Source organism: Pseudonocardia sp. MH-G8 (genome assembly GCF_002262885.1).
In the GTDB taxonomy this organism is placed as follows: domain Bacteria; phylum Actinomycetota; class Actinomycetes; order Mycobacteriales; family Pseudonocardiaceae; genus Pseudonocardia.
Map to the genome: position 1 here is coordinate 490,155 of NZ_NKYF01000001.1, position 25,240 is coordinate 515,394.

Annotated in this window: 22 protein-coding genes; 7 read left to right on the forward strand and 15 right to left on the reverse strand. The window is 74.2% G+C overall.

What is annotated here, in order from left to right; translation table 11 throughout:
* Nucleotides 1-26: 26 nt before the first annotated feature.
* The 8 genes from CFP66_RS02230 to CFP66_RS02265 all read right to left on the reverse strand — a co-directional run bounded on the left by CFP66_RS02230 (nucleotide 27) and on the right by CFP66_RS02265 (nucleotide 8,442).
* Nucleotides 27-1,190 (reverse strand): CaiB/BaiF CoA transferase family protein, encoded by a 1,164-nt coding sequence (locus CFP66_RS02230; protein WP_369804970.1) that lies wholly within the window; start codon nucleotides 1,188-1,190, stop codon nucleotides 27-29.
* Nucleotides 1,191-1,209: 19 nt separating this feature from the next.
* Nucleotides 1,210-2,628 carry an MFS transporter gene (locus CFP66_RS02235; protein WP_233159085.1) on the reverse strand — a complete coding sequence of 473 codons (1,419 nt, stop codon included), beginning with the start codon at nucleotides 2,626-2,628 and terminating at the stop codon, nucleotides 1,210-1,212.
* Between the two features lie 66 nt (nucleotides 2,629-2,694).
* Complete coding sequence (locus CFP66_RS02240) at nucleotides 2,695-3,183, reverse strand: MarR family winged helix-turn-helix transcriptional regulator (RefSeq protein WP_094920054.1); 489 nt, start codon at nucleotides 3,181-3,183, stop codon at nucleotides 2,695-2,697.
* A 66-nt stretch (nucleotides 3,184-3,249) separates the two neighbouring features.
* On the reverse strand, nucleotides 3,250-5,394 hold the full coding sequence (locus CFP66_RS02245) for a phage holin family protein (protein WP_094920055.1): 2,145 nt from the start codon (nucleotides 5,392-5,394) through the stop codon (nucleotides 3,250-3,252).
* A complete protein-coding gene (locus CFP66_RS02250; RefSeq protein WP_369804945.1) occupies nucleotides 5,391-6,026 on the reverse strand; it encodes a DedA family protein in 636 nt (211 codons plus the stop codon). The genes CFP66_RS02245 and CFP66_RS02250 overlap by 4 nt, the downstream gene beginning before the upstream one ends.
* Nucleotides 6,023-6,832 carry an MBL fold metallo-hydrolase gene (locus CFP66_RS02255; protein ID WP_198961210.1) on the reverse strand — a complete coding sequence of 270 codons (810 nt, stop codon included), beginning with the start codon at nucleotides 6,830-6,832 and terminating at the stop codon, nucleotides 6,023-6,025. Before CFP66_RS02255 ends, CFP66_RS02250 begins: the two co-directional genes overlap by 4 nt.
* Before the next feature lie 128 nt (nucleotides 6,833-6,960).
* On the reverse strand, nucleotides 6,961-7,260 hold the full coding sequence (locus tag CFP66_RS02260; RefSeq protein ID WP_198961211.1) for an MFS transporter: 300 nt from the start codon (nucleotides 7,258-7,260) through the stop codon (nucleotides 6,961-6,963).
* Between the two features lie 36 nt (nucleotides 7,261-7,296).
* Entirely contained in the window at nucleotides 7,297-8,442 is a 1,146-nt protein-coding gene (locus CFP66_RS02265) for a serine hydrolase domain-containing protein (protein WP_143517078.1), read from the reverse strand.
* Between CFP66_RS02265 and CFP66_RS47785 the strand changes: the two genes are divergently transcribed.
* Both CFP66_RS47785 and CFP66_RS02270 read left to right on the forward strand, forming a co-directional pair.
* Nucleotides 8,422-8,586, forward strand: a complete 165-nt coding sequence (locus tag CFP66_RS47785; RefSeq protein ID WP_158228005.1) for a hypothetical protein — start codon at nucleotides 8,422-8,424, stop codon at nucleotides 8,584-8,586. The genes CFP66_RS02265 and CFP66_RS47785 overlap by 21 nt on opposite strands.
* A 9-nt stretch (nucleotides 8,587-8,595) precedes the next feature.
* Nucleotides 8,596-9,483 (forward strand): sigma-70 family RNA polymerase sigma factor, encoded by an 888-nt coding sequence (locus tag CFP66_RS02270; protein WP_094920056.1) that lies wholly within the window; start codon nucleotides 8,596-8,598, stop codon nucleotides 9,481-9,483.
* Between the two features lie 35 nt (nucleotides 9,484-9,518).
* Here CFP66_RS02270 and CFP66_RS02275 read toward each other — a convergent pair whose 3' ends face one another.
* Nucleotides 9,519-10,853, reverse strand: a complete 1,335-nt coding sequence (locus CFP66_RS02275) for an ATP-dependent 6-phosphofructokinase (protein WP_094921410.1) — start codon at nucleotides 10,851-10,853, stop codon at nucleotides 9,519-9,521.
* A 254-nt stretch (nucleotides 10,854-11,107) separates the two neighbouring features.
* Here CFP66_RS02275 and CFP66_RS02280 point away from each other — a divergent pair, with 254 nt between their 5' ends.
* Nucleotides 11,108-12,589, forward strand: a complete 1,482-nt coding sequence (locus tag CFP66_RS02280; protein WP_233159086.1) for an MFS transporter — start codon at nucleotides 11,108-11,110, stop codon at nucleotides 12,587-12,589.
* Here CFP66_RS02280 and CFP66_RS02285 read toward each other — a convergent pair.
* Both CFP66_RS02285 and CFP66_RS47790 read right to left on the reverse strand, forming a co-directional pair.
* Nucleotides 12,510-13,895: an MFS transporter gene (locus tag CFP66_RS02285; protein ID WP_158228006.1), complete on the reverse strand. Its 1,386-nt coding sequence runs from the start codon at nucleotides 13,893-13,895 to the stop codon at nucleotides 12,510-12,512. The two genes, CFP66_RS02280 and CFP66_RS02285, sit on opposite strands and share 80 nt — an antisense overlap.
* Nucleotides 13,892-14,404 carry a PaaI family thioesterase gene (locus CFP66_RS47790; protein WP_158228007.1) on the reverse strand — a complete coding sequence of 171 codons (513 nt, stop codon included), beginning with the start codon at nucleotides 14,402-14,404 and terminating at the stop codon, nucleotides 13,892-13,894. Before CFP66_RS47790 ends, CFP66_RS02285 begins: the two co-directional genes overlap by 4 nt.
* 71 nt (nucleotides 14,405-14,475) lie before the next feature.
* Between CFP66_RS47790 and CFP66_RS02290 the strand changes: the two genes are divergently transcribed.
* On the forward strand, nucleotides 14,476-14,928 hold the full coding sequence (locus CFP66_RS02290; protein ID WP_094921412.1) for a helix-turn-helix domain-containing protein: 453 nt from the start codon (nucleotides 14,476-14,478) through the stop codon (nucleotides 14,926-14,928).
* A gap of 148 nt (nucleotides 14,929-15,076) precedes the next feature.
* Here the strand turns inward: CFP66_RS02290 and CFP66_RS02295 are convergent, their stop codons facing one another.
* Nucleotides 15,077-15,442, reverse strand: coding sequence for a VOC family protein (locus CFP66_RS02295; protein ID WP_094920059.1), 366 nt, complete (start codon nucleotides 15,440-15,442; stop codon nucleotides 15,077-15,079).
* Entirely contained in the window at nucleotides 15,442-16,311 is an 870-nt protein-coding gene (locus tag CFP66_RS02300; RefSeq protein ID WP_233159087.1) for an alpha/beta fold hydrolase, read from the reverse strand. The genes CFP66_RS02295 and CFP66_RS02300 overlap by 1 nt, the downstream gene beginning before the upstream one ends.
* 181 nt (nucleotides 16,312-16,492) lie before the next feature.
* Between CFP66_RS02300 and CFP66_RS02305 the strand changes: the two genes are divergently transcribed.
* Nucleotides 16,493-22,048: a carboxyl transferase domain-containing protein gene (locus CFP66_RS02305; RefSeq protein ID WP_094921415.1), complete on the forward strand. Its 5,556-nt coding sequence runs from the start codon at nucleotides 16,493-16,495 to the stop codon at nucleotides 22,046-22,048.
* 154 nt (nucleotides 22,049-22,202) lie between these two features.
* Here the strand turns inward: CFP66_RS02305 and CFP66_RS02310 are convergent, their stop codons facing one another.
* Nucleotides 22,203-23,339, reverse strand: coding sequence for a glycoside hydrolase family 3 N-terminal domain-containing protein (locus CFP66_RS02310; RefSeq protein WP_094920060.1), 1,137 nt, complete (start codon nucleotides 23,337-23,339; stop codon nucleotides 22,203-22,205).
* Nucleotides 23,340-23,566: 227 nt separating this feature from the next.
* On the opposite strand from CFP66_RS02310, the gene CFP66_RS02315 reads away from it, so the two are divergent.
* Together CFP66_RS02315 and CFP66_RS02320 are read left to right on the forward strand one after the other, a co-directional pair.
* Nucleotides 23,567-23,815: an AbrB/MazE/SpoVT family DNA-binding domain-containing protein gene (locus CFP66_RS02315; protein WP_094920061.1), complete on the forward strand. Its 249-nt coding sequence runs from the start codon at nucleotides 23,567-23,569 to the stop codon at nucleotides 23,813-23,815.
* Nucleotides 23,816-23,832: 17 nt separating this feature from the next.
* Nucleotides 23,833-24,216, forward strand: a complete 384-nt coding sequence (locus CFP66_RS02320) for a VapC toxin family PIN domain ribonuclease (protein ID WP_158228008.1) — start codon at nucleotides 23,833-23,835, stop codon at nucleotides 24,214-24,216.
* Between the two features lie 4 nt (nucleotides 24,217-24,220).
* On the opposite strand, the gene CFP66_RS02325 is transcribed toward CFP66_RS02320, so the two are convergent.
* The gene (locus tag CFP66_RS02325) at nucleotides 24,221-25,219 is read right to left on the reverse strand and encodes a glutathione S-transferase family protein (RefSeq protein WP_094920063.1); all 999 of its coding nucleotides are present in this window, start codon (nucleotides 25,217-25,219) and stop codon (nucleotides 24,221-24,223) included.
* Nucleotides 25,220-25,240: the final 21 nt, after the last annotated feature.

The window sequence follows — 25,240 nt, forward strand, 5'->3', positions numbered from 1 at the left end:
GTGGCTCTGCTGCAACTCGGGAGGGCTCAAGGCGCCTGAAGCCAGCGCCGGATGTCGGCTCCGTCCTCACCGAGGGCGGGTGGGCTGCGACGGTAGGACGGCGGCGTGGCCGAGTACGTCACCGGGTTGCGGACGCTCGGGACACCGTCCGGCTCGACCACCGGCTCGAGGCCGAGGCGCTCGGCGAGGGCGAGGCCCTCGTCGATCGTGTTGATCGGTCCGCAGGGGACGCCCGCGGGCCCGAGGATGTCGAACCACTCCTGCGCCGATTTCGTGGCCAGCCGCGCCAGCAGCAGGGGGCGCAGCTCGTCGCGGTGGGCGTTGCGCTCGGGCATGGAGCCGAAGCGCGGGTCGTCGAGCAGCTCGGGGGCGCCGATCGCGGTGGCGAGCCTGCGGAACTGGTGGTCGTTGGCGGCGATCACGATCAGCTCGCCGTCACCGGTGGGCAGCGGCTCGTAGGGGAACAGGCTCAGGTGGGCGTTGCCCAGCCGCCCGGGCACCACGCCGCCGGCCAGCACCGCGGAGGTCTGGTTGACCAGGCCCGACAGCGCTGCGGAGAGCAGGTTGGTCTCCACCTTCTGCCCCTCCCCGGTGCGCTCGCGGTGGTGCAGAGCGGCGATGATCGCGACGGCCGCGTGCAGGCCGGTGATCACGTCGAAGACGGCGACACCCGCGCGGAACGGCGGCCCGTCGGCGTCACCGGTGAGGCTCATGAGCCCGGACGTGGCCTGTACGAGCAGGTCGTAGCCGGGCAGCGCCGCCCCGGCGGCCGTGCCGAACCCGCTGATCGAGCAGTAGACGACCCGCGGGTTGGCGGCCGAGACCGTCTCGTGGTCGAGGCCGAAGCGCGCCAACCCGCCCGGCTTGAAGTTCTCGATCAGCACGTCGGCGCGCCCGGCGAGCCGCTGCGCCACGTCCAGGTCGGCCGGGTCGGCGAGGTCGAGCACGATGGAGCGCTTGTTGCGGTTGATCGACAGGTAGTAGGTGGCGGTGCCGTCCTCGCTCGTGGGAGGCACCCACGTGCGCGTGTCGTCGCCGCTGCCCGGCCCCTCGACCTTGATCACGGTGGCCCCGAGGTCCGCGAGCAGCATCGTGGCGTAGGGGCCGGCGAGGATCCGCGAGAAGTCGGCGACGATCACCCCCGACAGCGGTCCGCTGGTTGGGGTGCCGTCGATCGGATCGTTCGCGATGCTCACCTCACGCATCGTCTCAGGTGTGGCGGCGCAGGGCCGTCAGGGCCAGCGCTGTCGCCGCCGCCACCAGGACTGCGCTCGCGGCGAAGGCCAGCCGGTAGCCGCTCGCCAGCGCCTCGACGTGCGTGACGCCCGCCGCGGCCAGCCCGTCGGTACGCGCGGCCGCGAGCGCGGCCAGCGCAGCGATCCCCAGCGCGGCGCCGATCTGCTGGCTCGTGTTGGCCAGCCCGGACGCGAGCCCCGCGTCCGCGGGCGTCGCGTCGGACATCATCACCGTGGTCACCGCGGGCAGGACGAGTCCGGCGCCGAGCCCGAGCACGAGCATCGACGGCAGGACGTCCACCAGGTAGCTGCCGGTGGCGGGCCGGACGAGCAGGAGCAGCCCCGCGACGAGCAGCACCTCGCCGACGAGCAGCACGGGCCGGGCCCCCGCCCGCGCGATCAGCTGCCCGGAGAGCAGGAGCGAGACGAGCGCGATCGTCACCGGGATCGGCAGCATCGCGAAGCCCGTCTGCGCCGGGGCGTAGCCGAGCGCCTCCTGCAGGTACAGCGCGGCGGTGAACTGGAACCCCATCATCCCGGCCACCGTGAGCAGCTGCACCGCATTGCCGCCCGACACCGCGCGGGAACCGAAGATCCCGAGGCGGACGAGCGGCTCGGCGGCGCGGCGCTGCCGGGCCACGAACCCGGCGAGCAGGGCCACCGCGGCGGCGGCCAGGCCGAGCCGCACCGCCGCGCTCGAGGATCCGACGATCGTGAGCACCACGAGCACGAGGCCGGCGGTGACCAGCAGCCCGCCGAGGACGTCCGGCCGCCCCGACCGGTCCACCGGGCCGTCGGCCTCGACCGCCCACAGGGCGAGCAGCACCACGACGACACCGATGGGCACGTTGACGAGGAAGATCCACCGCCAGCCGACGGACTCGGTGAGCACGCCGCCGAGCAGCGTGCCCAGCGACGCCCCGGCCGCGCCGACGAACGCGTAGGCGCCCATCGCCCGCGCCCGCGCCCCCGGCTCCGGGAACAGCGCGACGATCATCCCGAGGACCACCGCAGAGGCCATCGCAGCCCCGATGCCCTGCAGGAACCGCGCCGCCACGAGCATTTCCGCGGTTACCGCGAGCCCGCAGAGCAGCGAGGCCAGCACGAACAGCGCGAGGCCCGCGAGCAGCATCCGCCGCCGCCCGACGAGGTCTCCGAGCCGGCCGGCGAGCAGGAGCAGGCCACCGAGCGGAACGAGGTAGGCGTTGACCGTCCAGGCGAGCCCGGCCTGGGTGAAGCCCAGGTCGGCCTGGATCGCCGGCAGCGCGACGCTGACGATCGTGCCGTCAAGAATGATCATGAGCATGCCGCCGCACAGCACGACGAGGGCGAGCCAACGGGATGCGGCATCGCGAGGGGTGCCGGTGGCGACCGGGCTTCCAGGAGTGGACACGAGAGGAACTGTAGCGGATCGTTCCGTAACAGACAATCTCGTTTCGGATTGACTTGTAGCGGACGGTCAGCTGCTCCGCTTCCGGCGCGGCGCGTGCGGGTTCGGCTCCACGGCCGACAGCGGGCCGTCGTGCGTGACCAGCCGCAGCAGGGCGTCCAGCAGCACCGTGCGCTGCTCGCCCGAGAGCACGCCGAGCACCTCCGCGTAGAGGCCGTCGATCACGCCGCCCGCTTCCGCCAGCACGGCGTCCCCCGCCTCGGTGGTGCGCACGATGCGCGCCCGGCGATCCACGGGCGACGGCGTGCGCTGCGCCAGCCCGGCTTTCTCCAGGTGGTCGAGGGTGACCACCATGGTGGTCTTGTCCAGCAGGGAGAGCTCGGCGAGCTCGCCCTGCGTCCGCTCCCCGGACGCCGCCTTGGAGAGCACGCAGAAGTCCCGGACGTTCATGTCGAGCTCGCCGAGCACCGTTCCCATCCGCGCCGCGAGCGCCTGGCTCGCCTTGTCGAACAGGTACGACAGGTCGCGACGGATCTCCTCGTCGCTGCGCGTGTCCATACCGGGCAGCTTAACGACGATCCGGATCGGGACGATCCGGAAGCGACCTTTCCCGCTGCGGCGCGGTCAGTCCGCCGCGGCCGGCTCCGTCGCTCGCCCGGAGTCCCGGGGCCCGCCGGCCTGGGGCTCGGGGTGCCCCAGGCGCGTCAGCCATCCGCGCAGGACGCGATGCAGTGCCTCGGCGCCGACGATCTCGTCGGGCGGCGGGAGCTGCGTCGGGTGCAGGAGGAAGCCGCGGGACTGGGCTCCCCCCAACCCGCCGTGCGAGCCCACGTGCGGCTCGAACGGGGACGCCTCGTCGCGCATCGGGTCGTAGCGACTGTTGATCATCAGGTCCGCGCAGTGCGGGAAGCCGTCCATCCGACGCACCAGGTCGGCCGCGTGCGGGCCGTAGGGCACCAGCGGGTCGTCCCCGATGACGACGCCGGTGGCCAGCCGGTGCAGCCCGTCGCGACCCAGCACGACCGGCCCGAACTCCGCGCTGCGCACCAGGACGAACCCGACCCCGGGGTGGTCGACGAGCGAGGGCAGCAGTTCGGGGAACTCCTGCTCGATCGTCTCCAGCTCGACGCGCCCGGGGTGCTCGGTGAACGAGGCCATCGCGAGGTGCCCGGACGCGACGACGACCACGCCGGGAGCCACCCGCGCCGCATCACCGGGCGCGCCGCCTGCCGTGCGGGGGCGGTCGGGCGCCGAGCCGGCGCGCTCCACCCGGTCACGCAGGCGCCGCGCGATCGGTCCGCCGGTGGACGATGCCTCGGCGAGCACCGCGCCGACCTGCCAGCCCTCGGCGGTGCGGCCCGGGTCGGGGCGCGCGCCGCGCCGCGGGTCGGGTTGGGGCTGCCCGCACAGCCGCCCCACCAGCGCCTCGATCGACTCCCCGAACCGGTCGGCGAACGCCCAGCCCTGCGTCTGACCGTGATCGGAGAGGGCGACGATGTGGTAGCGCCGCGGGGCGAGCTGGGTGGCCCGGTGCAGCCGGCCGATCTGCCGGTCGATCGCGCGCAACACGGCCAGCGCGTCGAAGCGCTCGACACCGGAGTGGTGCCCGACCTCGTCGTAGCCGAGGAAGTCGGCGTACACGGCCGCCCGGCCGGCCAGCATGTCCTCGATGATCGCCGAGACCACCACGTCCCGGACGATGACCGTGGTGGCGGCGCGGGCGAACGGGTAGAACCCGCCGCGGCTCACCCGCGGCACCACCCCGGCACGCCGCTGCCGGACGGCCGCCGAGACCTCGCGTCCGATGTCGACCACGGCACCGGCGAACGTGCGCAGCGCGTTGGCCGGGTTGGCGAAGTACGCGTAGTAGCCCGCGCCCATCCCGTCGCGCCCGCGGCGGCGCCGGCCCGACCCGCTGACCAGCGGCAACGCGCTCATCGTGAGGCTCGTGCGCGCGGCGTCGCCGGTGAACAGGTTGCCGCGCGCCGCCCCGTCGACGGCGAGCAGGCCGCACCCGTCGGAGTGGCGGCGCTCGATCTCGGCCGCGTCCTCCGGGCTGGAGCACGCCATGACGTGGTCGCGGTCCTTCTCGTACCACCGGAACCCGATCACGTCGGCGTTGTCGCCGTGCAGGATGCCGCAGACGCTCGCCCCGGTCTGCGAACTCCAGTCGGTGTGCCACCCGGTGAGCCGGTGGCTGCCGGTGTCGAGCAGCCGCGCGAAGGTGGGCATGTCCCCGTCGCGGACGGCGCGTCGCAGCGTGTCGATCCCCAGCCCGTCGACCTGCAGGAACAGCACACCAGGCGGCATCTCGCCCCGACCGGCCGCACCGCTGCGGGCCCGGCGGCGCGCGGCCCGGCGGAAGAACAGCTCGTCCTCGTCGAGGCCCACCAGGCTGCTGACGCTCGCGCCGAGCGCCGCCACGGCGACCGCCACGACGACCGCCGTGCCGAAGTCGGTGACCACCACACCGGGCACGGCGAAAGAGATCGCCAGCACCCCGGCGCCGAGCAGCAGGAACGAGCCGATGCCCAGCGTGAACACCGCCACCGGGAGCGCGATCCGCAGGACCAGCGGCCAGACCACGGCGCTGAGCACGCCGAACAGCAGGGCGCAGACGGTGGGCTGCCACCACTCGGGCATCGCGAAGCCGGTGAGCCCGGCGTCCAGCAGCTGCAGGGCGCCGACCGCCAGCACCCACACGAGCACCAGCCGCGCCAGCACCCGTCCGCCGCGCAGCAGCTGGCCGGCGCCGTAGGGCACCCTCACGATGCCGCCCCGGGGCCGCGCGTCACGGGTTCGGCGGCCCGCTCGGCACGGCGGCGGCGCACCCGGGAGGTCACGAACGAGGCGATCCCCCCGGCGACCAGTACGAGCAGCGCGGCCAGCAGCGTGGCCGGCACCGGGTCGTCGAACAGCCCACCCGAGAGCACACCCAGCGCGGCATAGGCGATCGCCCACACCAGGCAGGCGAGGCAGGCGGCCGGGACCAGCCGTCGCCACGGGTAGCCCAAACCACCCGCGGCGAGCAGCACCGGGATCCGGCCGGCCGGCACCAGCCGCCCGACCACGACCAGCAGCCCTCCACGGCGGATGAACTGCTCCCGCGCCGCCTCGAGCCGCTCGGGGCTCTGGCCGCGGGCCACCCAGCGCAGCATCGCACCGCGACCGGCGCGGGCCACCCCGTACGTCACGAGATCACCGAGCAGCGCGGCGACCGTGGCGATCAGCACCACCGCCACGAGCGACATGCGGCCGGTCGAGACGGCGATCGCCGCGGCCGCCCCGACGACCGCGCCGGTGGGCACCACGGGCACGAGCGAGCCGAGCAGCACCCCGCCGAACAGCGCCTGGTAGCCGACGGTGGACGGATCGGTCCAGCCGATCGAGAGCACGATCATCGCGCCACCGACGGTGTGCCGGGCAGCGCGACGGCCGCCCCCGGCTCCGTGATCAGCACCCGGGTGGACCCGCCCGCGGCGGCGACCGCCTCGGCGAACCGGCGTGGCGGCTCGACCAGGAGCCGGCGCATCCGGTCCCCGAGCCGGCCCGGCAGGCGCGGCAGCCCGGCGACGGCGAGCGTGCCCCAGTGCACGGGCACCGCCACGCGGGGGCGCAGCAGTGCCACCGCCTCGGCGGCACGGGCCGGGTCCAGGTGCCCTGGGCCGAGGTCGGGACCCCATCCCCACACCGGGAGCAGCGCCGCATCGAGCCGGCCGAGCGCGGCGAGGCCCGGGAAGAGGTCCGTGTCGCCCGCCGCGTAGACCCGGGTGCCTGCGCCCTCGAGCACGTGGCCCATCGCGCGCGCCTGCGGGCCGTGCGTGGAGCGCGGGCCGAACCGGTGGCCGCTGTGCGCGGCCGGCACCCCGTGCACGCGCAACCCGCCGTGCTGCAACTCCTCACCCGGTGCCAGCTCGTCGACGTGGCGCAGGCCCCGGCGGCGCAGCCAGCGCCCGGCGCCGCGCGGCACCACGACGCGGACGCCGCGCGGCAGCAGCCGCAGGGACGGCAGGTGCAGGTGGTCGGCGTGCAGGTGGGACAGCAGCACCAGGTCGACGTCGCCGTGGTGGACGGCCGCCGGTGTCTGGGTGACGCGGCGCAGCGGCCCGACCCGGCTGGTCAGCACGGGGTCGGTGAGCACCACCGACCCGGCCAGCTCCAGGCGGACCGTGGAGTGGCCGAGGAAGCGCATCGCGAGGCCCCGCACCACACCAGTATCACCCGCGCCGTCGCCGCACGATCGGGCGTCACCCCGGCCACCTCAGGGACGCCGCCGGTCGCCCAGGACGCCCCGTCACGTAGCCCGCGGTGGGCGGCGGGCACAAGAACGCGCGGTCACTCCCTCCACTGCTGGGCAGGTGCCACGCCGGGGAGGGGTGCGCCGTTCTGGGCCACCCCGCCCAGCAGTGAGGCCAGCAGGAACACCACCCGACCTGCGCGGAGCATGCGGCGGCGGCCGAACAGGTCACCGGCACGGCCGCCGGCCAGCAGCAACCCGCCGAACGCCAGCGCGTAGGACGTCAGGACCCAGTCGAGATCGGCCTGCGCGATGCCCGATCGGGCGCCGATGACGGGCAGGCCGACGGTCACGATGGTGCCGTCCATCACGATCGGCAACTGCGCAGCGGCGATCACCAGCAGTTCCAGGCCGTGGCCGGGGGAACGGGTTCCTCAGGAGGCGGTGGCGGCGCTGTGGACCGCGGCGGCCAGCCGGTCGTGTTCGGGGTAGGACCAGTTGAAGGAGAAGCGGCGGCGGGTGTAGCCGAACGCGATGCCGTTGCGGGGATCTACGAAGGCCTCCGAGCCCGCCGAGCCACCGTGGCCGAACGCCCACGCGCTCAGGAACGGGTAGCGCAGGCCCTTGGCCTGGAATCCCAGCGCGTACTGGCCCGCTGCGCCGGTGACCAGGTCACCGCCGGTCGAGTGGAGCATCGAGAACTCGCCGAGGGTGTCGGGCTTCAGCAGCGCGGCGTGACCGTCCAGCCCGGAGACCGCCGCCGCGTACATGCCGGCCAGCCCGCGGGCGTTGCCCACGCCGCCAGCGGAGGCCTGGCCCAGTGCCCGCACCCGCCGGGTGTTGATGAAGGCGACCTGGTCCAGGGGCGGCGTGGAGTTCAGGCCGTACCCGATCCCGGTGATGCTGTGCGGTCCGGGGACGGCCGCCCAGAACGCGGCGAGCTCCTCCGGGTCGGCCACGCCCGGCAGCACCTCCCGGTACCTGTCCTCCAGCGCCTCCGGCAGCCCCAGATGGATGTCGAGTCCGTAGGGCGTGCGGACCCGCTCTTCGAAGATCTCCTGCAGCGAGCGGCCGGTGACCCGGTGGATCACCTCGCCGACGATCGCGAACGACACGAACCCGCCGTAGCCGCAGGCCGTGCCCGGCCGCCAGTACGGCCGCTGCCCGGCCAGCCGCGTCGCGATCACCCGGTCGTCGGCGAGCTCGTCCGCCGTCAGTCCGCCGTCGACGCCGATCACACCGGACCGGTGGGACAGCACGTCTCGCAGGGTGATCCGGGCCTTGCCGGCGGCGGCGAACTCCGGCCAGGCACGGGCGACGGGCTGGTCCAACTCCAGCACGCCGTCCTGCACCAGCAGCGCGACCACCAGGGTCGCGGCGCCCTTGGTGGAGGAGTAGACGCCGGTCAGGGTGTCACCGGTGACCTCGGCTCCGGTCCACAGGTCGACCACCGTGCGGCCGTCCACGTACGCCGCGAGCTGCGCGCCGGATCCGCCCTCCTCGGCCACCGCCGCGGCGAACTCCTCGCGCACCACCTCGAACCCGTCGGCCACCATCCCGTGGATCTCGATCTCGCTCATCGCGTCGCTGCTCCGTTCGTCACGTCGTCGGTCGATCGCAGCCATGACGAACGTGCCGCCGCGGGTGTGACCGGACCCGTGCGTCACATCACCGGCGCGCCGTTCGTCAGTGCGGCGGGCACCGACACCAGCGGGCGACCATGAAGGGCGATCATGAACGAAACCGACTTCCTGGCCGGGCGATTCGAGGAGCACCGCACGCATCTCAAGGCGGTGGCCTACCGGATGCTCGGCTCCCTGACCGAGGCCGACGACGCCGTCCAGGAGGCCTGGCTGCGGCTCGCCCGCGCCGACGCCGGCGGGATCGGCAACCTCGGCGGCTGGCTGACCACAGTGGTCGGCCGGGTCTGCCTGGACATGCTGCGCTCACGCACGCAACGGGGCGAAACCTCGCTGGAGTCCCGTCTGCCGGACCCGATCGTGAGCGGGCAGGCCACCGATCCCGAGCACGAGGCGCTGATCGCCGACTCGATCGGGCTGGCGCTACTGGTGGTACTGGAGTCGCTCACCCCGCCAGAACGGCTGGCCTTCGTGCTGCACGACATGTTCGGCATGCCCTTCGAGGAGATCGGCCCCGTCATCGACCGCACCCCTGTCGCGACCCGCAAACTCGCCAGCCGCGCCCGCCGGCGCGTCCAGGGCGCCGCCCCCGCGCCCGACCCCGACCCGGTGGCCCAGCGCAGCGTCGTCGACGCCTTCCTCAGCGCCGCACGCGGCGGCGACTTCGACGCCCTCGTGGCCGTCCTCGACCCCGACGTCGTGCTGCGCGCCGACGGCGGCAAGGCGCTGCCCGGCGGCATGAAGGTGCTGCGCGGCCGCGAAACGGTGGCCGGCCAGGCCGCCACCTTCCACCGCAAGGCCACCCTCTCGACCAGCCGGCCCGCCCTGGTCAACGGAACGGCCGGACTGGTCAACACCATCGACGGCCGGCTCTTCTCGGTCATGAGCTTCACCGTCATCGGCGAGAAGATCACCGCGATCGAGATCCTGTCCGACCCTGAACGCCTGTCCGCCATCGACCTCACCGGTCTGGAGCACTGACTTCACCCCGGCCGCCCCGAAGCGCGCCGCTCAGCTCAGGCGAAGCGGACCGGCTGCCCCGTCGACTCCAGCACGGCCAGCCACAGGTCACCGTGCGGGTCGACCTGGTTGCGCCGGCTCACCGCCACGCTCATCGGGATGTGCACGAACCGGCGCCGGTATCGGCCCACCACCATCTCGGTGCGCCCCGACATCGCCGCGTGCACCGCCGCCTGCGACAGCCGTGTGCAGTACACCGAGTCGTAGGGGTTGGCCGGCACGCTGCGGATCGCGTAGCTCGGGTCGATGTAGCGGATCGAGGTCTCGATCCCCGCGTCGCAGAAGTGGTCGCCGATGCGGCGGTGCAACCAGGGGCCGATGTCGCGCAGCTTCGCGTTGCCCGACGCGTCGCGCGCGGCGTCGTCGGGATCCCCCATCAGTTCCTGGCCCGCCCCCTCGGCCACGACGACCACCGCGTGCCCGCGCTCGGACACCCGCCTCCGCACGTGCGCGAGCAGCCCGTGCTCGCCGTCCAGCGCGAACGGGACCTCGGGGATCAGCACCGCGTCGGCGCCGCTGCGGGCGAGCGCGGCGTAGCAGGCGATGAAGCCGGAGTGCCGGCCCATCAGCTTGACCAGGCCGATCCCGTTGGCCGTGGACTTGGCCTCCACCTGCGCGGCCCGGATGGCGTCGCTGGCCAGGCTGAACGCGGTCTGGAACCCGAAGCTCTGGTCGATGTAGGGGATGTCGTTGTCGATCGTCTTCGGGATGCCGACCACCGCGATCCGCAGCCCGCGCTCCTCCAGCACCCGCGCGATCTTCATCGCCCCGCGCATCGAGCCGTCGCCGCCCACCACGAACAGCACGTTGACGTGCAGCTGCTCCAGGCAGTCGACGATCTCCTCGGGGTCCTGCGGGCCGCGGGAGGTGCCGAGCACGGTGCCGCCGTCGGTGGCGATGTCGCGCACCGACTCCGGGGTCAGCTCGACGACGTCGTGGCCGTAGTCGGGGACGAAGCCCTGGTAGCCGTTGCGGATGCCGACCACGCGGCGCACGCGGTAGTGGTAGGTCAGCGTGCGGACCAGGCCCGCGATGACGTCGTTGAGCCCGGGGCACAGCCCGCCGCACGTGACGATCGCGGCGCGGGTCTTCGCCGGATCGAAGAAGATCTGGCGACGGGGCCCGCAGGGCTCCAGCCCCGGCAGCTCTCCCGGCGGGACCCCGCGCGACGAGATGCGCGAGAGCGTGTCGTCGAGCAGGACGCGGTCGTTCTCGCTGATGTAGTGCTCGGTGGTGCGGGTGGCATCGAGGACGGGTGCCATCGGCGAGGTGATGCGGGCCGGCCCGAGCGTGCGGATCGTGAGGTCGGGCGTCGGCTCGAGCCGGGGCAGCTCGACGACGGACGCCTCATGACCGGCGTCGTGGCCGGCGTCGTGGCCGGACCCGTCGTGCTCGTCGGAGAAGGCGGTACTCACGGCGCTCCCTGCATCGGCGGCGCAGACGACCACGCCGCGACACTGGGACGGTGGCTCACTTGACCGGTACAGGATGCCGGGCGCGGCCCGCCGTGGCCAGACCGGGTCGGAAAGGTGTTCCTGATTCCACATACTTGCCCATGACAACGATCGCGTGCTCCTCTGAGGAGGTGCCCTCCCCCCGTCCGGCCGTCGTCATCGGCGTGCTCGCGTCCTGCGGGCTGGCCGTCTCACTGATGCAGACGCTCGTCGTCCCGCTGCTGCCGCAGTTCCCGCAGCTCCTCTCGGCCTCCCCCGCCACGGTGGCCTGGCTGGTGACGGCGACGCTCGTGGCCGCAGCCGTCTCCGCCCCGGTGCTGGGCCGGCTCGGCGACATGTACGGGAAGCGGCGCATGCTGCTCGTCGCGCTGGGGATCGTGTCGGTCGGCTCGGCGCTCGGCGCCGTCGCCCCCGGCGTCGGGGTGCTCATCGTGGCGCGGGCGCTGCAGGGCGTCGCGATGGGAGCGATCGCCCTGGGCATCAGCATCATGCGCGACGTGCTCCCGCCCGCCCGCATCGGCAGCGGGATCGCGCTGATGAGCTCGTCGCTCGGGATCGGCGGGGCGATCGGGCTGCCGCTCACCGGCGTCGTGGCGCAGCAGGCCAGCTGGCGCTGGCTCTTCGCCGGCGCCGCGGTGCTCGGCGCGGTACAGTTCGTGCTGGTGCTGCTCGTCGTGCGGGAGTCCCCGCTGCGCTCCGGCGGGCGCTTCGACGTGCCCGGGGCGGTGGGTCTGTCGGCGGCGCTGGTCTGCCTGCTCCTGGCCGTCTCCAAGGGCAACGAGTGGGGCTGGGGCAGCGTCCCGGTGCTCGGGCTGCTCGTGGCCGCCGCGGTCGTCCTGGCCCTGTGGGTCCGCTGGGAGCTGCGGACCCGCGGGCCGCTGGTCGACCTGCGGGTCTCCGCACGGCCGGCCGTGCTGTGGACGAACATCGCCTCGATCGCCATCGGCTTCGGGATGTTCGCGGGCTTCCTCGTGACCACGCAGGTCCTGCAGGCCCCCGAGGTCAGCGGGTACGGGTTCGGCCTCTCGCTCGTGGCGTCAGGCGTGGTCCTGCTGCCGATCGGCGCGGCCATGACGATCTTCTCGCCGGTGTCGGCCCGGGTGTCGCGCCGGCGCGGGGCACGCACCTCGCTCGTGCTCGGCACCGTGGTGCTCGCCCTGGGCAACCTCCTGATGGCGACGCTGCCGACATCGGTGCCGCTCATCGTGGCGGCGTCCACCACCACCGCGATCGGGGCCGCGATGGCCTACTCCGCGATCCCGCTGCTGATCATGCAAGCGGTGCCGTCGAGCGAGACCGCCGCCGCCAACAGCCTGAACACCCTGATGCGGATGCTCGGCACGTCCTCGTGCAGCGCGGTCGTCGCGGCGGTCACCACGGGCCTGACGACCACCGTCGGCGGGCAGCTGTTGCCGTCCGGCAGCGCGTACACCGTCATCTACCTCGCGGCCGCGGCCGCGGCCCTCGTCGGCGCGGCGATCGCGGCCCTCACCCCGCGGCCCGCCCCTCTGCCGGTCCTGCCGGCGTCCGCCGTCAGCGGGCCTGCGGTGACGGGACGGGGCCGGGCCGCCCCGGACGCGCCGCGCCGGCCAGCAGCCCGCAGCCCGCGCTGAGCACGCCACCCACCGCCATCGCCGCCCAGCTCGCGCGGAACGCGCCGAGCTGCTCGGCCGTGCCCGCGAGGCCGGCCAGCAGCACCGCCACGCCGAGCACCGCCCCGATCTGGCGCGCGCAGGTGCCCACCGCGCTGCCGGTGGCGAAGCGGGCGGACGGGAGATCGGCCACGACGGCTGCGCCGAGCCCGGCGAACGACGTCCCGACGCCCGCGCCGGTCATCAGCGTCGCCACCAGGAACAGCCGGTAGTCCGGGGTCGCGCTCATCGCGGTCGCGAACGTCAGGCAGCCCGCGGCGAACAGCACGCCACCGGGGACGATCGCCGCGGCGGCCCCGAACCGGTCGACGAGCCGGCCGCCGACGGACGACGCCACCGCGGCCGTCAGCGGCCCGGGAGTGACCGCGAGCCCGGCCGCGAGCGCGGCCCAGCCCCAGACGCCGGTGACGAACAGGACGTTCGCCAGCAGCAGGGCGTAGAAGGCGGCGGAGAACACGAGGTACCCGGCGAGGGCGGCCCGGAACGAGCGCAGCCGGAACAGTGCCGGCTCGACGACCGGCCGCGCGACCCGCAGGCTGCGGACGGTCAGCGCGGCGAGCAGGGCGAGCCCGGCGACCAGCACCGCGGCGGTGTCGACGGTGAGCCAGCGGCCGTCCTCGGCGTTGACGATGCCCAGCGACAGCAGCGCGACCCCGCCGCCGAGCAGCAGGACGCTGAGCGGGTCGGGGAGTCCGCCGCCCGACTCCCGCGACTCCGCGAGGACCCACATCCCGGCGACCAGCGCGACCGCGACGACCGGCAGGTTGACGAGGAACACGGCGCGCCAGCCGAAGGAGTCGACGAGCAGCCCTCCGAGGGCGGGGCCGGTGGCCGCCGCGACCCCGCCCATCGCGCCCCACACGCCCAGCGCGGTGCCGCGGCGCTCCGGCGGGAACGCCGGCAGCAGCACCCCGACCGAGGCCGGGGCGGCGAGCGCCGCGGCCAGCGCCTGCACCGTCCGTGCCGCCACGAGCGCGCCCGGCGTCGGGGCCAGCGCGCACAGCGCGGAGGCGATGCCGAAGAGCGCGAGCCCGGCGAGGAGCACGCGCTTGCGCCCTGCGACGTCGGCGAGCCGCCCCGCGGGCACCAGCAGGGCGGCGAACACCACGTTGTAGGCGGTGACCACCCAGGACAGGTCCGCGAGCGACGTGCCGGCGAAGTCCCGGCTGATCGCCGGGAACGCGATGTTGACGATCGTGACGTCGAGGAACGCCAGGAACGCGGCGAGCGAGGTCACCGCCAGGACCAGGCCCGGCCGGGTGCTCACCGGCCCGGGCGGAAGATCATGCAGGTTGTCGTGGCGGTCGCGCAGAGGCGTCCCGCCCCGTCGGTCAGCCGCGCCTCCGCCGTCGCGGTACGGCCGCCGAGGTGCACCAGCACGCCCTCGCAGCGCACCGGCCCGGACCCGGTGCCGACCGCGCGCAGGAACCGCACCGAGATGTCGAGCGAGGTGTAGCGGGCGCCCGCCGGCAGCGCCGAGTGCACGGCGCAGCCCATCGCGGAGTCGAGCAGCGTCGCGAGCACGCCGCCGTGCACCGAACCGATCGGGTTGAAGTGGAACTCCGCCGGCTCCATGGCGAACACGACGCGGCCGTGCTCCACCTCGCGCACGTCGAAGCCGAGGGTCGTCGCGATCGGCGGGGGCGCCACCTCGCCCGCGGCCATCCGCTGCAGGAACGACAGGCCGTCGACGTCGCGGCCCGCGGCCGCCGTGGCGAGCGGGTCGCCCCACGTGTGCACGCGCTCGCGGACCGCCGGAACCTCCTGGGTTGTCATGAGAGACGCAGCGTAGGGTGCTGCGTTGTCGAGAGCAACCCAACGTCGTAGGCTCGACCGCCGTGGACTGGATGGCGCACGAGAGCAGCGCGTGCTCGGTGGCCCGCACCGCGGACGTGCTCGGCGACGCCTGGACGGTGCTCGTGCTGCGGGACGTGCTCAACGGCGTGCGCCGTTTCGACGACCTCGCCGCCCACCTCGGCATCGCCCGCAACGTGCTCACCCGCCGGCTGGCGGCCCTGGTCGAGCACGGGGTCCTCGAGCGCACGCCGTACCGGGAGCCCGGCAGGCGCGAGCGCCACGAGTACCGGCTCACACCGGCGGGACGCGACCTGGTGCCGGTGGTGCTGGCCATGATGGCGTGGGGCGACGCCCACCGGGCCGGCCCGGACGGGCCCCCGGTGCGCGTCGAGCACGCCGGCTGCGGCGCGGCCGTCCGCGTCGAGCTGCGGTGCGCCGAGGGGCACCGGATCACGCCCGGCGAGCGCGTGCGGTCAGTGCCGGGAACGCGGCGCGCCGGCTGACCCACGGCGGCGGCGAGTGCCGCCCGGCGTACTCCTCACGCACCAATTCAGCGCTCACGCACCGACTTCTGCGCTCACGCACCGACTGCAGTCGGTGCGTGAGCTCGGAAGTCGGTGTGTGAGCAACCGGGACGCCCCGCGTCGGGCGTCAGCGCGTGTCCCGGCGGATCGGGTGGTCGGCGGGCACCTCGACCACCACGATGCGCGTGCCGTCCGGGTCGGCGACCCACATCTCGTGCAGGCCCCAGGGCTCCTGGCGGGGTTCGCGCACGACGTGGGCGGCGAGCTCGCGGTGCGCCGCCGCGAGGTCGCGGACCTGGAGCCAGAGCGCCACCGCGGGGCCGGGGCCGGCGTCGGCGCGACCGGAGAGCTCCAGGAACCCGCTGCCGAGGAAGAACACGGTGCCGCCGGGGAACTCGCGGGAGATCGCGAGCCCCAGCACGTCGCGGTAGAAGGCGAGGCTGCGCGCCATGTCCACGGGGCGCAGCAGCACGCGGCCGGAGAGGACCTCCATCAGGCCGGGTGCTCGGACAGGTGCTCGAACAGCAGCTCGGCCAGCTGGTCCGGCGCCTCGTCCGGGATCCAGTGGCTGACGCCGCGCAGCTCCGCGTAGCGGAACGGCCCGGCCACGTGCTCGTGCACGAGCTCGACCGACTGCCGGGTGAGCGCCACGTCGCCGTCGCTCCACACGAACAGGGTGGGCACCGTGACCGGCGCCTCGGGACCGCCCGGCTTCTCGGTGAACATGGCCCGGTACCAGTTCAGGGCCGCGGTGAGCGCGGCCGGATCGGCGAGGCCGGCCGCATCGCGCTCGGCCGCGTCGCGGGACTGCCCGGTGCGGCGCAGCATCGCGGCCAGCCGCGGCGAGAACGCCCGCCCGCCCGCCCCGAGCACGCGCTCGGGCAGTCCGGGCAACTGGAACACGTACATGTACCAGGACGCGAGCCCCTGCCGGGTCGTCAGGAGCGCGCGCAGGAAGGCCGCGGGCGGGGGCACCGACACGGCGGTGAGCGAACGGAGCCGCTCGCCGTGCCGGGCGGCGAGCTGCCAGGCGAAGGCGGCGCCCCAGTCGTGGCCCACCAGGTGCACGCGCGCGGTGGGGCCGACGAGCTCGTCCACCACCGCGAGCGCGTCGGCGACCAGTTCCCGGCCCCGGTAGGCGGCACGTCCCTGCGGCCGGGCCCGCGGCGAGTAGCCGCGCTGGTCCGGGGCGAGCGTGCGGTAACCCCGCTCCACCAGCCGCGTGGCGACCGCGTGCCACGAGTCACCACGCTGCGGGAATCCGTGCAGGAGCAGGACCGGATCGCCGTCGGGCGGGCCCATCTCGTGCACGTCGAAGGTCAGGCCGTCGCGGGTCGCCGTGCGCACGGAGCTGAGGGGCACGCCGACATTCTGCCCGTCGTCCCCCTCCTGTCGGTTGTGCACCGCGGGTGAGGTCGAGTTGGGTGGGCGCGGCGTACGGTGCACCGGGCATCAGCGACGGGGAGTGAAGAAGATCGTGACGGAGTCGTTCCAGCCGGCGTCGTTCCAACGGGTGGCCATCGTCAACCGCGGCGAGCCCGCGATGCGGCTGATCCACGCCGTGCGCGAGTGGAACGCCGAGGCCGAGGACGACGGCACGGGGCGCCGCACGCTGCGCACGATCGCCCTCTACACGGCCGTCGACCGCAACGCCATGTTCGTGCGCGAGGCCGACGAGGCGGTCCTCATCGGGCCGGACGACCCCGACCAGGCCTTCGCGGCCAGCCCCTACCTCGACCACACCGAGCTGGAGCGCGGCCTGCGCGCCGCCCATGCCGACGCCGCGTGGCCCGGCTGGGGCTTCGTGTCGGAGAAGGCCGATTTCGCCCGGCTGTGCCGCGAGCTCGGCATCGTGTTCGTGGGGCCGTCGCCCGAGGTGATGGAGCGGCTCGGCGACAAGATCGCGTCGAAGGTGCTGGCCGAGGAGGTCGGCGTGCCCATGGCCGCGTGGAGCGGCGGTCCGGTGGCCGACGTCGAGGCCGCCCGCGAGCACGCCGCGAACATCGGCTACCCGCTCATGATCAAAGCCACGGCGGGCGGCGGCGGGCGCGGCATCCGCCGGGTCGACTCCCCCGACCAGCTGGCCGAGGCGTTCGAACGGGCGAGCTCGGAGGCGTCGAAGACCGCGGGCGACGCCACCGTGTTCCTGGAGCGGGCGATCGCCGGCGGGCGTCACGTCGAGGTCCAGGTCGTCGCCGACGCCACGGGCGACGTCTGGACGCTCGGGGTGCGCGACTGCTCGGTGCAGCGGCGCAACCAGAAGGTGCTCGAGGAGTCCGCATCCACCGCGTTGGACGCCGAGCAGGAGCAGCTGCTGCGCACCTCGGCCGCGAAGCTGGTGCGCGCCGCGGGCTACGTCAACGCGGGCACCGTCGAGTTCCTGTACGAGCCCCGCGAGCGGCTGCTGTCGTTCCTCGAGGTCAACACCCGGCTGCAGGTGGAGCACCCGGTCACCGAGGCCACCACCGGCGTCGACATCGTCAAGCTTCAGCTGCACGTGGCCGGTGGCGGCACCCTGGCCGAGATCGCGCCGGAGACCCCGCCCGCCCGCGGGCACGCCATCGAGGCCCGGCTCACCGCGGAGGACCCGGAGCAGGGCTTCGCGCCCGCGCCCGGGCGCATCGAGCACCTCGCGCTGCCCAGCGGCCCCGGCGTCCGCGTGGACACCGGCGTCGCCGCGGGTGACGTGATCCCGCCCCAGTTCGACTCGATGATCGCGAAGGTGATCGCCTGGGGCCGGGACCGCGGCGAGGCCCGCGCGCGCCTGCGCCGGGCGCTGAGCCAGACCGCGGCCGTCATCGACGGCGGCACCACGAACAAGGCGTTCCTGCTCGACCTGCTCGACCGCCCCGAGGTGCGCACCGGGCAGACCGACACCACCTGGCTCGACATGATGATGGCCGACGGCTACGAGCCGCCGCGGCGTCTCGACGTCGCGCTGCTCGCCACCGCCGTCGAGGCCCAGGACGCGCACGTGGCCCGCCAGCGGGAGCGCCTGTTCGCCTCCGCCGAGCGCGGGCGCCCCGAGGTGGGCCACGAGACCTGGTACCAGGTGGACGTCCGCGCGGCGGGCGAGTCCTACCGGCTGCGCGTCGCGCAGTCCCGCGGCAACCGCTACCACGTGGAGCTCGACGGCAAGGCCGTCGACGTCGACGCGGAGCGCACCGGCCGGTTCGAGCGCAAGCTCGCCGTCGCCGGGCGGTCGTACTCGGTGCTGTCCGTGCCGCAGGGATCCGACTTCCTCGTCGAGGTCGACGGCGCGGTGCACCGCATCTCCGGCGGCGAGGCCGGCCTGGTCCGCGCCCCCGCGCCGGCGATGGTGGTGGCCATCCCGGTGGCGCCCGGCGACGTCGTCGAGGCGGGCGACGTGGTGGCCGTCGTCGAGAGCATGAAGCTGGAGACCGCGCTGCGCGCCCCGGTGGCCGGGCGGGTGCGGGAGGTGCTCGTCGCGGCGAACACGCAGGTGGAGAGCGGCACCAGGCTGGTGCGGCTGGAGCCCGACGCCGACGCGGGCGGGCTGGGTGTCGGCGAGCGGGCCACCTTCGCCGAGCTGGTCTGCCCACCGGTCGCCGGCTCCGACGCGGGCGCCGTGGCCACCGACGCGCTCACCTCGCTGCGCTTCCTCGTGCTGGGCTACGACATCGACGAGCGCGACGCGCAACCGCTGCTGGCCGCGCTCACCGCGGCGCGCGAGCAGCTCCCGCCCGACGACCCCCGTGTGCTCGCGGGTGAGACCGCGGCGCTGCGGATCTTCGCCGACCTCTGCGCGCTGTCGCGCAACCGGCGCGGACCCGAGGACGAGACGCAGCAGGTCGACCCGTCCGGCGAAGAGGCCCGCAACCCGCAGGAGTACCTGCACGCGTTCCTGCGCTCCCGCGACGCCGACGCCGAGGGGCTGCCGGAGTCGTTCCGCGACCGGCTGCGGCGCGCACTCGCCCACTACGGGGCCACCGACCTGACGCCGTCCGACACGGTCTCGGGCGACGCGTTGCACAGCGCGCTCTACCGGATGTTCCTCGCCCACCGGCGGGCCACCGCCCACGTCCCGGTGGTGCTGGAGCTGCTGCAGTGGCGGCTGCGCCACCCCGAGTCGCTGCCCCCGGCAGCGCGCGAGGACTACCAGCGGATGCTCGACCGGCTGGTCACGGCCACCCAGCTGCGTCACCCCGTCGTCGGCAGCCTCGCCCGGCGGGTGCGCTACACGCTGTTCGACGCGCCGCTGATCGCGGCAGAGCGGCTCGAGGGCCAGGCCGAGGTGCGCTCCGAGCTGGACCGCCTCTCCGACGACCCGGCCACCCGGGCCCACCAGATCGACACGATCGTCTCGGCGGGCGAGCCGATCCTCGGGGTCTTCGGCGCGCAGCACCACGCCGCGATGCTCGAGGTGATGACCCGGCGCTACTACCGCATCCGCCGCCTGCACGACCTGGACGTCACCGACCGCGGCGGCCGCCCGCTGCTCACCGCGGGCTACGAGCACGACGGCCACGAGCTCCTCGTGCTGGCCACCACCGTGCACACCGCCCCGGACGCACCGTCGGGGAGCGACCCGATGACCGTGCAGGGCGACCTGCGGCGGATCATCGCGCAGCGGTCGGACCGCACGGTGCTGCTCGACCTGTACGTGATCGCCGGCGAGGCCCCCGACGAGGACCCGGAGCGGTCCGCGGAGAAGATCCGCGCGATGCTCGGGCGGCTGCCGGAGCGGCTCGCGCGCGTCGCGGTGGCGGTGCGCCGACCCCATGGCGACGAGCGCAGCGCCTGGTTCACGTTCACCCCGGGGCCCGATCGCCGTCCGGTCGAGGACCGCACGCTGCGCGGGCTGCACCCGATGGTGGCCGAGCGGCTCGGGCTGTGGCGCCTGGCCGACTTCGAGCTCACCCGCCTGCCCGCGCCGATCGACGTGCACCTGTTCCGCGCCGTCGGGCACAACGTCCCCGACGACAAGCGGCTCATCGCGATGTCCGACGTCCGCGAGCTCACCGTCCTGCGCAACGGCGACAACGGCGAGGGCCGGATCCGCGCCCTGCCCCAGCTGGAGCAGGTGCTCGACTCCTGCCTGGACGCGCTGCGCTCGGCCCGCGCGGCCAACCGGGCGGACGCGCGCCTGGAGTGGAACCGCGTGCTGCTCTACGTCTGGCCGGTGGTCGACGTGCCGCTGGACGAGCTCGACTCGGTGGTGCGGGTGCTCGCCCCCCGCTCGGTGGGCCTGGGGCTGGAGCAGGTCGTCGTGCAGTTCCGGCACGTGGGCGACGGGGCGGGCGAGCCGAAGGAGTACCTGCTGCGCATGTCCCGGCCGCCGGGTGCGGGACTCACCGTGCAGGTCACGGAGCCGCCGACGCAGCCGCTGCGCGAGCTGGACGCCTACGCGCAGAAGGTGATCCGGGCGCGGCGGCGCGGGGCGGTGTACCCGTACGAGCTCGTGCCGATGCTGCAGCGCAACCCCGACCGCGGCGCGCCCGCCGGTGTGTTCACCGAGTACGACCTCGGCCCGGACGGCGGCCCGGTCGTGGTGCAACGCCCGCCGGGTGGCAACACCGCGAACATCGTGCTCGGCACCGTCACCACACCGACCCGGCGCTACCCGGAGGGCATGACCCGCGTCGTGCTCATCGGCGATCCCACCAAGGCGCTCGGCGCGCTCGCCGAACCGGAGTGCGCCCGCGTGCTCGCCGCGATCGAGCTGGCCCGCCGCCTCGACGCGCCGATCGAATGGTTCGCGGTGTCGGCCGGCGCCAAGGTCGCCATGGACTCCGGTGTGGAGAACATGGACTGGGTCGCCCGCGCGCTGCGGGGGATCATCGAGTTCACGCAGGCAGGCGGCGAGATCAACGTCGTCGTCACCGGCATCAACGTCGGCGCCCAGCCGTACTGGAACGCCGAGGCCACGATGCTGATGCACACCAAGGGCATCCTCGTCATGACGCCGGACAGCGCGATGGTGCTCACCGGCAAGCAGGCGATGGACTACTCCGGCGGTGTCTCGGCCGAGGACAACTTCGGCATCGGCGGCTACGACCGGATCATGGGCCCGAACGGGCAGGCCCAGTACTGGGCGCCCGACCTGACCGGCGCGATCGACGTGCTGCTCGCGCACTACGCGCACACCTACCGCGCGCCCGGCGAACGGTTCCCGCGGCCGACGCCGAGCGTCGACCCGACCGACCGCGACATCTCCGGCTCGCCGCACGCCGGCCCGGGCTGCGACTTCGCCACGGTCGGCGAGGTCTTCACCGCCAACCCGGGGCGCAAGAAGCCCTTCGACATCCGCTCGCTGCTGAGCGCGGTGTCCGACAGCGACCACCCGACCCTCGAGCGTTGGGTCGACATGATCGACGCCGACAGCGTGGTCGTGCTCGACGCGCACCTGGGCGGGCAGCCGATCTGCCTGATCGGCGTCGAGTCCCGGCCGCTGCCGCGGCGGGGGCGGCTACCGATGGACGGGCCGACGACGTTCACGGCGGGCACGCTGTTCCCGAAGTCGTCGAAGAAGATGGCCCGCGGGATCAACGCGGCCAGCGGCAACCGCCCGCTGGTGATCCTCGCGAACCTGTCGGGCTTCGACGGCTCACCCGAGTCGCTGCGCCAGCTGCAGCTCGAGTACGGCGCGGAGATCGGCCGGGCGATCGTCAACTTCGACGGACCGATCGTGTTCTGCGTGGTCTCGCGCTACCACGGCGGCGCGTTCGTGGTGTTCAGCGGCACCCTCAACGACAACATGGAGGTCGCCGCCGTCGAGGGCTCCTACGCCTCGGTGCTCGGCGGGGCGCCGGCCGCGGCCGTCGTGTTCGCCGGCGAGGTGAACAAGCGCACCGCCGCCGACCCCCGCGTCGCCGAGCTGGAGGCCCGGATCGCCGAGGCCCGCCAGAACGGCGCCGAGGAGGAGGCCGCACGCCTCACGAACGAGCTCGCGACGCTCCGCCCCGGCGTGCGCGCGGAGGTGCTGGGGCAGGTCGCCGACGAGTTCGACGCGGCGCACAGCGTGGAGCGCGCCCAGCGCGTCGGCTCGGTGGACGTGATCGTGCCGCCGACGCAGCTGCGCCCGTACCTGGCCGACGCCGTCCGTCGCGGGATGGAGCGGGCCGGCACCCAGCGCTGACGCGACTCGCGCGACTCACAGCCCGACTCGCGGGGCCCACAGCCCGACTCGCGGGGTGGGGCGCACCCCCACTCCGCGAGTCGCGCCCCACCACCCGCGAGTCGCGCCCCACTACCCGCGAGTCGGGGTCTGAGCGCACGTGTGTCGCGCGCCGTCAGGAGCAGACGCGCTTGGCCTTCAGAATGCGGGTGACCGCCTCCTCCGTGGCCCGGGGGTCGAGCTGCGCCTGCTCCAGGTGGTCCAGCACCGGGGTGACGCGGCCGCCGCTGGACCACAGCGCCATGTCCGCGCCCGCAATCAGCGCCTGCTCCACGGCCTCGGGCAGCGTGAACTCGTCGGTGATCGCGTCCATCGCGCCCAGGTCGTCGGTGAGCACCAGGCCGTCGAAGCCGTAATCGCCGCGCAGCAGCGCGTAGACCGGGGGCGAGAGCGAGCTGGGCAGCTCGTCGGTGAGGCCCGGCACGTCGAGGTGGCCGACGAGCACGCCGGTGCGTCCGTCGGCGAGCGGGCCGTCCGGGCCGAGCAGGGTGGCGTAGGGCTGCAGGTCGGCGTCGCGCAGCGCGTCCAGCGGCGGGGTGGCGACGCGCCCCTTGTGAGAGTCGCCGTCCGCGCGGCCGTGGCCCGGGAAGTGCTTGAGCACCGTGTAGACGCCTGCCGCGCGCTGCCCCTCGGCGAAGGCGGCGGCGTACTCGGCGACCTCGGCGGGATCGTCGCCGAAGGCACGGTCACCGATCGCCGCGGAGCGGCCGGTGATGTCGACGGTGGGGGCGAGGTTCATCGTGACGCCGCGCGCGACCTGCGCCCGGCCCCGCTCCTCCCCCAGCTCGCGCACCTCGTCGACCGTCAGCCGGGCTGCCATCGCGCGGGCGCTGGGCAGGTCACCGTCCAGGTCGTCGAGGCGCTGGACACGCCCGCCCTCGTCGTCCACGGCCACGGCGAGCGGGATCCGCGACATCGCCTGCACCCCGCGCAGGGCCTGGTCGGTGAGCAGGTCGGTGGCGTTGCCGGGCAGGAAGATCCCACCGACCTGGGTGGAGCGCACGTCCTCGCCCGTGCCGGTCGGGTCGGCGGCGTCGACGCCGACCATCAGCCGCTGGGCCAGCCGATCCCTCGGCGACATGGCGGCCACGACGTCGGCGCAGTGCGGCAGCCGGTCCGGGCCGAGGTGCTCCCCGGTGAGCGGTGGCGCGGGAGGGGGTGCGGGAGGCGGGGTCGCGGACGCCGGGCCCGCCGCGACGAGCAGCGCCGCGAGCGTCCCGAACGCCACCGCGAGCGGCTGTCGGACGGTCATCCGTGCCCATCTTCCTCCGGGCGGCCGCTCCCGCCGACCCGCCCCCGGCAGGCGCAGATCGTTCCGAGCGGTACAGCACGGCGGTCGCCGCCGCAGGCATGTACGTATCGGATGGATCGTCGGGCAGTGATCGGGGCGAGAGGTACACCACTGCGGCCAGCTCCGCCCTCACGTGCGCTTCGGATCGATCGCCGTTCCGGGTAGGCGGCCAATGGTAGCGTTCTACCATGCGAACTACCATCGACGCGGCAGGTCGGGTGGTGATCCCGAAGCAGCTGCGTCAGGCCGCCGCTCTCGAGCCCGGGCAGGAGCTCGAGGTCACCGAGCGCGACGGCCGGATCGAGATCGAGCCGGTGTCCACACCCGTGCAGCTGGTCGAGCGTGACGGGTTCCTGGCCGCCGAGCCGGCGGACGAGGAGGCCCCGCCGCTCACCGCGACCGAGGTCCGCGACCTGCTGGAACGCACACGACGGTGATCACCTGCGATACCTCGGTGCTGGTTGCGGCGTTCGCGCGGTGGCACGCCGATCACCGTGCCGCCGCCGCGGCCGTCCGGCGGGTCGAGGCGGTCGTCGACCACGTGGCCGTCGAGACCTTCTCCGTCCTCACCCGGCTCCCGCAACCGCGACGGGTGCCACCGCACCTCGTCACCGCGTTCCTCGACGGCCACTTCCCCGACTCGGTGCCGCGCCTGCCGAGCGCTCCGTCGCCCGACGTGCTCGACATCGCCGTACGCGGTGGGGTGTCCGGCGGGGCGGTGTACGACCTCGTCGTCGCACTCTCCGCGCACCGGGGCGGGGCGGTGCTGCTGAGCCTCGACCGGCGCGCCGCCGGCACCTACGAGGCGGTGGGTGTCGCGTACGAACTCCTCGCGTGACGCCTCAAGCCAACGGCGGCACCCGCTCCCCCTCCGGCGGCGGGCCGGGCGGGGTGCCGTCGCCGAACGGACGTCCGCCCAGCTCCTCTCGGCTGTGCGGGGTGAGCCAGCCGCGCGGGTCGGGCCCGAGCGGCACGATCCCGGTGGGGTTCACCTCGGCGTGCACGCCGTAGTAGTGCTGCTTGACCTGCTCGAAGTCGATGGTGTCGCCGAAGCCGGGCGTCTGGAACAGGTCCCGCGAGTAGGCCCACAGCACCGGCATCTCCGACAGCTTCTCCCGGTTGCACTTGAAGTGGCCGTGGTAGACGGCGTCGAAGCGGACCAGCGTGACCCACAGCCGGATGTCCGCCTCGGTGATCGTGTCGCCCACCAGGAAGCGCTGCGTGGCCAGCCGCTCGGACAGCGCGTCCAGACGGGAGAACAGCGCACGGTAGGCCTTCTCGTAGGAGCCCTGCCCCTTGGCGAACCCGCACTTGTAGACGCCGTTGTTGACGTCCTCGTAGACGCCGGCGTTGACCTCGTCGATCTCCGCGCGGTGTTGCTCCGGATAGAGGTCGGGGGCGCCCTCGCGGTGCAGCGCGCGCCACTGCGTGGACAGGTCCAGGGTGAGGTCCTGGAAGTTGTTCGAGACCGCCTTGCCGGTGGCGACCTCGACGACGGTCGGCACGGTGACGCCCTCGTCGAAGCCCGGGTGCGCCTTCTCGTAGGCCTCCCGCAGGTACTCGATGCCCAGCACCGGGTCCTTGTTCTCCGGGTCGTTGTGGAACCGCCAGCTCCGCTCGTCGTGCAGCGGGCCCGCGATGCCCATCGACAGCACGGGCTCCAGCCCGAGCAGCCGCCGCACGATGACGCTCCGGTTCGCCCACGGGCACGCCCTGGCCACGACCAGCCGGTAGCGACCCGGCTCGACCGGCCAGGCCGAGGACCCGTCGGAGGTGATGCGCTCGGTCAGCGCGACCGGCTTGCGCTCGAACGCGTCGGTGGTGGACTGCGTGGCACCCATGCCCGCAAATCTAGGCGCCTC